The organism is Bergeriella denitrificans NBRC 102155 (genome assembly GCF_001592185.1).
Taxonomy (GTDB): domain Bacteria; phylum Pseudomonadota; class Gammaproteobacteria; order Burkholderiales; family Neisseriaceae; genus Neisseria; species Neisseria denitrificans.
The window spans coordinates 1-9,899 of the sequence record NZ_BCWL01000063.1 but is presented as its reverse complement, the minus strand read 5'-3'; the positions used below and the strand labels follow the sequence as shown (position 1 = coordinate 9,899).

General features: G+C 54.9%; 9 protein-coding genes. 4 read left to right on the top strand and 5 right to left on the bottom strand.

Annotation, left to right across the window (positions count from 1 at the left end):
• A partial coding sequence (locus tag BDE01S_RS05160) for an aromatic amino acid transport family protein (RefSeq protein WP_255265793.1) occupies window positions 1–1,216 on the top strand: 1,216 nt, incomplete at its 5' end.
• 165 nt (window positions 1,217–1,381) lie between these two features.
• On the opposite strand, the gene BDE01S_RS05155 is transcribed toward BDE01S_RS05160, so the two are convergent.
• The 4 genes from BDE01S_RS05155 to efeU all read right to left on the bottom strand — a co-directional run bounded on the left by BDE01S_RS05155 (window position 1,382) and on the right by efeU (window position 5,611).
• Window positions 1,382–1,597, bottom strand: coding sequence for a hypothetical protein (locus tag BDE01S_RS05155; protein ID WP_066078206.1), 216 nt, complete (start codon window positions 1,595–1,597; stop codon window positions 1,382–1,384).
• A gap of 389 nt (window positions 1,598–1,986) precedes the next feature.
• The gene (efeB, locus tag BDE01S_RS05150; protein WP_066078203.1) at window positions 1,987–3,249 is read right to left on the bottom strand and encodes an iron uptake transporter deferrochelatase/peroxidase subunit; all 1,263 of its coding nucleotides are present in this window, start codon (window positions 3,247–3,249) and stop codon (window positions 1,987–1,989) included.
• 164 nt (window positions 3,250–3,413) lie between these two features.
• A complete protein-coding gene (gene efeO, locus BDE01S_RS05145; RefSeq protein WP_066078217.1) occupies window positions 3,414–4,589 on the bottom strand; it encodes an iron uptake system protein EfeO in 1,176 nt (391 codons plus the stop codon).
• Window positions 4,590–4,801: 212 nt separating this feature from the next.
• On the bottom strand, window positions 4,802–5,611 hold the full coding sequence (gene efeU, locus BDE01S_RS05140; protein ID WP_066078214.1) for an iron uptake transporter permease EfeU: 810 nt from the start codon (window positions 5,609–5,611) through the stop codon (window positions 4,802–4,804).
• A 410-nt stretch (window positions 5,612–6,021) separates the two neighbouring features.
• Between efeU and mltA the strand changes: the two genes are divergently transcribed.
• From mltA to ftsX, 3 genes are all read left to right on the top strand, one after another.
• The gene (gene mltA, locus BDE01S_RS05135) at window positions 6,022–7,332 is read left to right on the top strand and encodes a murein transglycosylase A (protein WP_066078211.1); all 1,311 of its coding nucleotides are present in this window, start codon (window positions 6,022–6,024) and stop codon (window positions 7,330–7,332) included.
• Window positions 7,333–7,674: 342 nt separating this feature from the next.
• The gene (gene ftsE / locus BDE01S_RS05130; protein ID WP_066078202.1) at window positions 7,675–8,325 is read left to right on the top strand and encodes a cell division ATP-binding protein FtsE; all 651 of its coding nucleotides are present in this window, start codon (window positions 7,675–7,677) and stop codon (window positions 8,323–8,325) included.
• Window positions 8,322–9,239: a permease-like cell division protein FtsX gene (ftsX, locus tag BDE01S_RS05125; RefSeq protein WP_066078199.1), complete on the top strand. Its 918-nt coding sequence runs from the start codon at window positions 8,322–8,324 to the stop codon at window positions 9,237–9,239. The genes ftsE and ftsX overlap by 4 nt, the downstream gene beginning before the upstream one ends.
• A 134-nt stretch (window positions 9,240–9,373) precedes the next feature.
• On the opposite strand, the gene BDE01S_RS05120 is transcribed toward ftsX, so the two are convergent.
• Complete coding sequence (locus tag BDE01S_RS05120; protein WP_066078196.1) at window positions 9,374–9,688, bottom strand: zinc ribbon domain-containing protein YjdM; 315 nt, start codon at window positions 9,686–9,688, stop codon at window positions 9,374–9,376.
• Window positions 9,689–9,899 lie beyond the last annotated feature (211 nt).

Genomic DNA, 9,899 nt, shown 5'->3' with positions numbered 1-9,899 from the left:
CAAAGGAGAAACTATGTCTGATGTATTGAAAACGGAAAAAATCACGTTTACCGAAGGGGTGGCGATGATTATCGGCACTAATATCGGTGCGGGGATTTTGTCGGTTTCTTATGCCGCCCGCAAGGCGGGTTATTTGCCGCTGCTGTTTTGGCTGGTGGTGGTCGGCATCATTACGACGGTGACGATGCTTTATGTGGCGGAGGCGACTTTGCGCACGAAGCAGCATGAGCAGTTGAGCGGGTTGGCGAAGCGTTATGTCGGGGGCATCGGCTCGTGGCTGATGTTTGCTTCGGTAACGGTGAATGCGTTGGGCGCGCTGATTGCGTATATGAGCGGCAGCGGGGATTTGATGCATTCTTTGTTCGGCATCGATAAGAAGCTGGGCAGTATTATTTTCTTTATTCCGGCGGCGCTGGTTTTGGGCTTGGGCTTGAAGGCGCTGGGGCGCAGTGAAAAGCTGATTACCGGTTTGATGGTGTTGATGCTTTCGGTGTTGATCGGGGCGACGCTGCTTTTTCCTTCCACTGATTTCAGCCATCTGCTGGACGGGGATTGGATGTATATGATTCCGGTGTTTAATCTGGTGGTGTTTATTTATTGCGCGCAATATATTGTGCCGGAGATGGCGCGGGGGCTGGCGCATGCGCCCAAGCAGCTGCCTAAGGCGATTATTACCGGGATGTTGTGCACATTTACCCTGATTGCGCTGGTGCCGCTGTCGGTGATTTCGCTGAACGGTTTGGACAATGTGAGCCAGGTGGCGACCATCAGCTGGGGTACGGCTTTGGGCAGCTGGGCGTTTTTTATGGCCAACGGTTTTGCTTTGTTTGCGATGCTGACTTCCTATTGGGGCATCGGCGGCAGTTTTTTAACCAATATCGCCGACCGCTTCAGCCTGCCGGTGGACAGTAATGTGAAAGTCCGCTGCGGCGCGGTGGCGCTGGTGGCTTTGCCGCCCTTTGCTTTGGCATACAGCGGCTTGGTCGGTTTTGTGGACGCGTTGTATTTTGCGGGCGCGTTCAGCGGCGTGGTGTTGAGTATTCTGCCGTATCTGATTGTGCGCGGCGCGCGCTCGAGCGGCAACCGCACGCCGGAGTGGCAATGCCCGGCGTGGATGAGCCATCCGCTGGTTTACGGTTTGATTTTCCTGCTGTACAGCTTGAGCGCGGTCTATGCGGTATTGGCGAAATTGGACTTGCTGCCGGCGGGATGGTAGGATAGCTGCCTGAATAAGCCGTCTGAAAAATGCGTGTGAAGCGTTTTTCAGACGGCTTTTATTATGACGGTATTTGCTTCTCTTTTTGGTATGGGGCGCGGTGATGATGCGTGGCAGGCGTTTTCGGTTTTATGGTGAAACGGCCTGTAAATATTAATCATTAGATTAGGCGTTTTCCAGATAAAAGGCGCAGATGGCAGACAACGCTTTAACCTTGCTGCCGCCTGCTTTGGCAATAGCGGCATTAATTGTGTCGATTTCTTCGGCTTTGCCGTTGAGACTGAGTGTTTTCCGTTCGCCGCTGGCCAGCTTGGCTTTATTGTGTGCGGCAGCGGTTTTGGCGCGCAGTTTTTTGGAATGTTCGGTTTGAGCGTTTGCCATGATATTCTCCTTGAAATTTTATGGGGGATTGGGTTAAAGTAAATACAGAAAGTTTGGAAGTGGGCGGACTTCTTATCCGCTCTGTTTGGTTAATCAGATTTTGCTACTTAGTATGCTGGCGAGCTGATAAGTAACAAGATAATCAGGATTAAGAATCCTTACCATTTTAACCTCCTTTCTTTCCAAGTTGCCCCGTATCGGTTGATGCGGGGCTTCTTATTTCCTGATTGCCGACACTATCATGCAGGCATCAAAAAGCCGTCTGAAAAATGCGTGTGAAGCGTTTTTCAGACGGCTTTTTTGGTTTTTTCAAGATTTCGGCTTAACTTGGGTGCTTGGTTTCGGGTGGTTTTAAGCCCACCGATTGCCGATGTTCCGTTTTGCGGGGGTTATGCCGACAGCAGGTTCTGTCCGAGAAATCCGCCTTTTTCAAATCCGGGCAGTATGAAGAAGTAGCCGCCGCCGAAGGGGGAGATGTATTCTTCCAGCGGCTCGCCGTTGAGCAGGTTTTGTACGAAGATGAAGCCGTCTGAAAGATTGGCCTGGTAGCAGATGAAAATCAGGCCGACGTCGAGCTGGCCTGCTTTGGAGAGGCCGCGCGAGTAGTTGAAGGCGCGGCGGTAGAGCAGGTGTTTTTTCATAAACTCGGGATCGCGCGGGTTGGCCAGCCGCATGTGGCTGTCTTTGGGGATGGTTTTGCCTTCGGGATCGCGTGCGTAGTCGGCGGTGTCGCTTTCTTTTTTGCCGCCCAGCGGGGCGCCGCTGTATTTTTCGCGTCCGAAAATGGCGTTTTGCTCCTGCAGCGGGGTTCTGTCCCAAAATTCGACGAAGTGGCGGATGAGGCGCACGGCTTGGTAGCTGCCGTTTGTGGCCCATGCGGGTTCGTCGCGGCTGTTGGGGGCTATGCCTGTCCATAATACTTGGTCGGCGGTTGCGGGGTCGGATACGTCGGGGTTGCCGGAGCCGTCGCGGTAGCCCAGAAGGTTGCGGGCGGCGAGGGCGCCGGGTTCGGCTTTGGGTAGGAAGCCGTCTATGCTCCAGCGGATGACGGCGGTTTGGGCGGTGTGTTTGATGATGTCGCGCAGGGCGGCTTGGCAGGTTTCGGGGGAAAAGGCGCAAAATTGGATGCTCAAGTCGCCGTCGCACCAGTCTTTTTGCAGTTTGTCGTTGGGAAAATCGCGCATTTCCTGCAAATGGCGCGGTTTTTTGTTTTGCAGGCCGAAGCGTTCGTCAAACAGGCTTGCGCCGAGGCCGACGGTTACGGTCAGTCCGTCGGGGCGGAAGGTTTTGCCGAGCAGCCCGCTGCCTGCGGGCGGCAGCTTGGCGTCGCCGTCTTGATATTCGCCGCCTTGGGTGAGAAATTCAATCCGTGCGGTGAGGGTACGCAGCAGGTGTTCCAATTCTTTGATGTTGCGGGCGGTCACGTCGAAGGCGCACATGATGCCGAAAAGCTGGTGCGGTGTGGTGATGCCGGCTTGGTGTTTGCCGTGGCAGGGGTAGGCGAAGCCGGAGTGTTCTCCGTTGGACGGGGCGGCGGTTTTTTTGTCGGAACAGCCGCTCAGGTGGCTTGCTAAGACGCTGCCTGCGCCGAGGGCGAGGGCGGTTTTGAAGAGGGTGCGTTTGGCGGGTTGGGCGGGGCGGTCGGTGTTCATGATGATTGTTGTGTTGGTTGGTTATATCAGGGGGCGGTTTTCAGACGGCCTGAAACTTCCGTTAAACCGAAAAGCTGTCTGAAACCTGACACCGTTATGCCCGTTTGCGTGAGCCGGCGGTGTCGGGTTTCTGCTTTTCAGGCCGTCTGAAAAACTGCCGGGCGTTAATTCAAGCCCAAGGTGCCGCGCAGTTGGCCCAGTTCTTCGGCCAGTGCGTTAATCGGGGCTTGCAGGGCTTTGCGGTCGGCTTCGCTGAGTTTGTCGTAGGGTTCGAAGCCGTCGGCGGTTTTGTATTTGGCCAGCGTGTCGTTGACTTGTTTGAAATTGGCGTCTGCCTTATCCAATAGGGCTTGGTTTTTTTCGGCAATCATGGGGCGGAAGAGGTCGACGATTTTTTGCGCGCCTTCGATGTTGGCTTGGAAGTCGCTCAGGTCGGTACGGCTGTAACGGTCTTCTTCGCCGCTGATTTTGCTGCCGGCGACTTCTTCAATCAAGACGGCTGCGCCGCCGACGACTTTGCTTGGCGGGAAGTTGAGGGCGTCAATTTCGGCTTGCAGTTTTTCTACGTCGGCCATGAGTTTGTCGGCGGTCTGCTGTACGGCTTTCGTGTCTTTTTCTACCCACAGGGCGTATTCGATGCGGTGGAAGCCGGTAAAGGCGGGATCTTTTTCCATGTCTTTAAAGTCGTCGGCACGCGCGTCGATGGCGGGGTCGAGTTCGTTGAAAAGTTCGGCAATCGGCTCGATGCGCTCGTAATGGTAGCGGGTGGGGGCGAAGAGGGCTTTGGCTTTTTCGATGTCGCCTGCTTTGACGGCGGCGGTGAAGTCTTTGGTTTTGGCTACTAAGTCGCGGGCTTCGGCTTGGACGTAGGTTTTATAGTCGGCCAGGGGTTGGGCGAGTTTTTCCAAATCGGCTTCGTTAGTGGTGTCTTGGTAGCCGCTGTCGGTGACGGTCAGCTTGCCGCGCGGGTTGGTGAGCAGGCCGCAGGCCATTTCGTATTCGCCGGGAAGGAGGGTGACGGTCATTTTGTCGCTCAAGCCGGGGGCGATGTTTTCGCGTTCGTCCACAACCATCACGCCTTTGAGGATTTCCCATTCGAGCTTGCGGGCGGAGTCGTTTTTGATGTGGAACACGTTTTGTCCGCTGGGTACGGTCAGCTCCATGGGGTCGCAGGCGGTGTCGTTGACGGCGATGTTGAACGAGCCGTCGGCGTTGGCTTGGCCGCTGTTGGCGGCTGCGCCGGAAGAGGCGGTTTTTTCGGCCTCAGGCGGCTGGCAGGCGGTGAGACCCAGAGCCAGCAGGACGGATATGCTCAAAGCAGTGAAAGGTGTTGTTTTCATTTTGTTGCCTTTTTCGTGGTTAAAGGTGGAATGGCCGCACTCGGTAAAATGCGGCCGCAGACGGTGCGGCATGCTATAGTCGGAGCGTAATTTCTGCTACGGCGTTGCTGCGGCTTGCTGCCTTGTTTTATTACTGTGTTCTTCGAATATATTCTTTACGGATGACTGTGTTTTTTCAGACGGCCTTGCCGTACAGGCCGTCTGAAAACGGGTCAGGTTTGTTTGTCTTCGTGTAAAAACCATGCGCCGACGGGAATCAGGTAGGCGAGCCATGCGATGATTTCTCCCTGCGTCGGCCGGTCGGTGTAGCCGAAAAAGCCGCCGAGCAGTACGCCGAGGGGGCTGTCTTCGTGAAGGATGTGGGAGATGTCGAATACGACTTCCTGTAATGCGTTCCATACGCCTGCTTCATGCAGCGCGCGCAGCGATCCGGCAATCAGTCCGGCGGCGACGGCAATCAGGAATATGCCCGTTATGCGGAAAAATTTGGCCAGGTTCAGGCGCATGCCGCCCTGGTAAATCAGGATGCCGATGACGGCGGCGGCCAGCAGTCCGGCAACCGCGCCGACGGGCATGGCCCAGGTCTGGCTCTGCCGGAATACCGCCAGCAGGAAAAACACGCTTTCCAGCCCTTCGCGCGCGACGGCCAAAAACGCCATGACAACCAGCGACCAGCCTTGCCCTTTTCCGCGGTTCAAGGCCGTCTGAACCGATTGTTCCAATTCGCGCTTCATCGAGCGGGCGGCTTTTTTCATCCATAAAACCATATAAGTGAGCATGCCGGCTGCGGCCAGGCCGAGTACGCCGACGACGAATTCCTGCTGTTTTTGCGGGATTTCGCCGGTCAGCGTGTGCAGCCACCAGCCTAGTGCCAAGCAGCCTGCGGCGGCCAAGGCGACGCCCGCCCATACTTTCGGCATAAGGTCGGAATGGCCGGACTGCTTTAAAAATCCGGCGACGATGCCGACAATCAGCGCGGCTTCTATGCCTTCGCGCAGCATAATCAGAAAAGCAATCATCAACATGGCGGTCTTTCATTTATGGAACACGGGCAGGCAGGGCGGTTGCGGCGGCTGCCTGCTGCCGGTGCGCTGCTGCGCTGCTTATTAAATATTTATATGCCTATTATTTCATAAATACAAATTATTTTTATTTCTTAAAAGAGTGTCGGTCATTTAAAATATTTAATCCCACGGCATACGGCGCGGTTTTCAGACGGCCAAAGCCGCGCTTTTCGGCGCGGATATGCGGCAAATCGGGGCGGCGGCCGTTTCTGTGTTAGAATCCGTTATGCCGAATGCACAAGCATTTGATATTCCGATTTGTTTAGGCCGTCTGAAGCCTTAAGGCCGGAGCGGGTGAAGCGGGAAATATGCCGCCGGAAGCCTGCCCGTATGATTTTCAGACGGCTTTGTTTACCGATAAAGACCTTATGCAGAAAAAACTTTTCCGAGCCGCCCTGTTGGGCATCACCGCCGCGCTTTTGGCGGCTTGTCCGAGTAAGAGCATCAAAACGCCGACCGACGGCGTGGTTATCGGCCCCGACCGGCCGACCGGTACGCCCCATGCTTTGGGTACGACCATCACGCCGGGCGGCGGCGCGGCTTATCAGGTGGTCCGCCACGGCGATTTGCCGCAATGGTCGTCGCAGCAGTTTGCCCAAAGCCTGCAATCGTTCAAACGCGGTTGCGAGAAATTGAAAAACCGCGCGGGCTGGCAGGACGTGTGCGCCCAAGCTGCGCAAACCCGCAACCATCATGCCGCCGCGCAATCCTTTTTCGAACGCTATTTCACTCCGTGGCAGGTCAGCGGCAACGGCTCGCAGGCGGGTACGGTGACCGGCTACTATATTCCGTTGATGAACGGCGATGTGAAGCAGACCGGCAAAGCGCGTTTCCCGATTTACGGCATTCCCGACGATTTCGTGTCTGTGTCCCTGCCTGCAAGTTTGCGTAACAGCAAATCCACCGTGCGTATCCGCGCTACGGGCAAAAACAGCGGCGTCATCGACAAAGCGGGCAGCCATACCGCCGATTTGTCGAAATTCCCGATTACCGCCCGCACCACTTCGCTCAAAGGCCGCTTTGAAGGCAGCCGCTTCGTGCCGTATTACACCCGCGCGCAAATCAACGGCGGCGCGTTAAACGGCAAAGCGCCGATTTTGGGCTATGCCGACGACCCGGTAGAGCTGTTTTTCATGCACATTCAAGGCTCGGGCACGCTGCAAACCCCGAGCGGCCAAAAAGTCGCGCTGGGCTATGCGGATAAAAACGAATATCCGTATGTCTCTATCGGCCGCTATATGGCGAATAAAGGCTATCTGACCCTCGGCCAAACCACCATGCAGGGCATCAAAGCCTATATGCAGCAAAATCCGCAGAAATTGGCCGAAGTATTGGGGCAAAACCCGAGCTATGTTTTCTTCCATAAGCTGGAAAATACCGACGGCGCCATCGGTGCGCTGGGCACGCCGCTGATGGGCGAATATGCCGGCGCCATCGACCGCCACTACATCACGCTGGGTGCGCCGCTGTTTGTCGCCACCGCCCATCCGGTAACCAACAAAGCGCTCAACCGCCTGATTATGGCGCAGGACACCGGCAGCGCGATTAAAGGCGCGGTGCGTGTGGATTATTTCTGGGGCTATGGCGACGAAGCCGGCGAAGTAGCGGGCAAACAGAAAACCACAGGTTATGTTTGGCAGCTTCTGCCCAACGGTATGCAGCCCGAATACCGCCCTTAATATTCTGCGGCGGGGCAGATTGGTTGTATGAAGCCGGAAAAACCTGTGGATAAAATCGGGATAAGTTTTCAGACGGCCTTTTGTGCGCCCGATGCCGCATCAACGCGCGGCAAAGCGATAAAAGCCGTCTGAAAACGGGCTACTGTATCAATCGCGCCGAAAGCTTTATAATCTGGCCTGATTGCATTGACGACCGCGCCGCTTTCCTGTGCGGCCGGGCGCTTCGGCAGCATCAAAGGGGCTATCCGCCATGATTTTCCGGCGCGGCGGCGTTGTAGATAAATATGTGGATAACTCTATGAATATTTATTATCGGATTGCCGGAATAATTAAGGATTATTAATGATTCGTTTTGAACAAGTTTCCAAGACCTATCCGGGCGGATTTGAGGCGCTGAAAAACGTCAGCTTCCAAATCAATAAAGGTGAGATGATTTTCATCGCAGGCCATTCCGGCTCGGGCAAGTCCACCATCCTGAAGCTGATTTCGGGCATCACCAAGCCGAGCAAAGGCAAAGTGTGGTTCAACAACCAGGATTTGGGCACGCTCAACGACAACCAAATCGGCTTTATGCGCCAGCACATCGGCATCGTGTTTCAAGACCACAAAATCCTGTACGACCGCAATGTGCTGCAAAACGTTATTCTGCCGCTGCGTATCATCGGCTACCAGCCGGGCAAGGCGGAAGAGCGCGCCCGCATTGCCATTGAAAAAGTCGGTTTGAAAGGCCGCGAGCTGGACGACCCCGTAACCCTGTCGGGCGGCGAGCAGCAGCGTCTGTGTATCGCCCGCGCCGTGGTGCATCAGCCCAGCCTGCTGATTGCCGACGAGCCGTCGGCCAACCTTGACCGCGCCTATGCGTTGGACATCATGGAATTGTTCAAAACCTTCCATGAAGCGGGTACGACCGTAATCGTCGCCGCGCACGATGAAACACTGATGGCCGATTACGGCCACCGCATCTTGCGCCTGCAGAAAGGACGTTTGGCATGAGCATCATCCATTATGTTTCCCTGCACGTCGAATCCGCGCGTACTGCATTGAAGCAACTGCTGCGCCAGCCCGTCGGCACGCTGCTGACGCTTTTGATGCTGGCCGTGGCCATGACGCTGCCGCTGTTCCTTTATCTGGGCGTACAGAGCGGGCAAAGCGTGCTCGGCAAGCTCAACGAGTCGCCGCAAATTACCGTTTATATGGATACCGCCGCCGAAAAAGCCGACAACGATACGGTGCAAAACCTGCTCCAGCGCGACAAGCGGCTGGATAAAATCCGCTTTATCGGCAAGCAGCAGGGCTTGGAAGAACTGCAAACCAATCTGGATCAGAATTTGGTGTCTATGCTCGACGACAACCCGCTGCCCGATGTGTTCATCGTCACCCCCGATGCCAACAGCAGCCCCGCGCAGATGCAGGCGATTTACACCGACCTGACCCAGCTGCCCATGGTGGAATCGGCCACGATGGATACCGAATGGGTACATACCCTGTATCAGATTAATGAGTTCATCCACAAAATCTTATGGTTTTTAGCGCTGACGCTGGGCATGGCATTCGTATTGGTGGCACACAATACCATCCGTCTGCAAATTCTCAGCCGTAAAGAAGAAATCGAAATCACCAAGCTGCTGGGCGCACCCGCATCATTTATCCGCCGCCCGTTTTTATACCAAGCCGTTTGGCAGAGCCTGCTTTCCGCCGCCGTCAGCCTGGGCTTGTGCGCCTGGCTGCTGAACAGCGTCCGCCCCATGGTCGATGCGATTTTCAAACCCTACGCCATCAATATCGGCTGGCGTTTCTTCAACGGCGCAGAAATCGCGCTGGTGTTGGGCTTCGTCATCGCCCTCGGCGTATTCGGCGCCTGGCTCGCAACCACGCAGCACCTGCTCGGGTTTAAAGCCAAAAAATAATACCCCGATATTCAGACGGCCTGCGGATAACACAGGCCGTTTTGATTGGGGGTAAAGACAGGCATATATAGACATAGAAAAGCCGTCTGAAAATTCAAACGAATTTTCAGACGGCTTTTCTATTAATAAACCACTCAGGCTTTTTTCACAAACTCCGATTTCAAATTCATCGGCGTACCGTCGATTTTGCAACCGATATTGTGGTCGCCATCCTGCAGACGGATACCTTTGACTTTTGTACCCTGCTTAATCACCATAGAGCTGCCTTTAACCTTCAAGTCTTTAATCAATACAACCGTATCACCGTTGGCATCCTTAACCGCCGCCGCCTCATCGGAAGCAGCCGGCTCACCTTCATTCCATTCGTGAGCGCATTCGGGGCAGACCAGCAAATCGCCATCTTCATAAGTATATTCAGAGCCGCATTGCGGGCAGGCAGGCAAAGACATCACAAAATCCTTCAAATAAAAATACCGCCATTATAAATGGAAGGGCGCTGTAAGCCAAAAGACGCCATTTTCAGGCGGCCTCAATCCACCGCTTTCGACAGTTCCACCCAAATCCGCCCAATTTCTTCCAAAAAAATCCAATTAAAAAATAAAAGACTAGCTTAAAACCCGTAAAATATTTCCCGGAAGTGGTTGACGCGGTTTTCCGCGA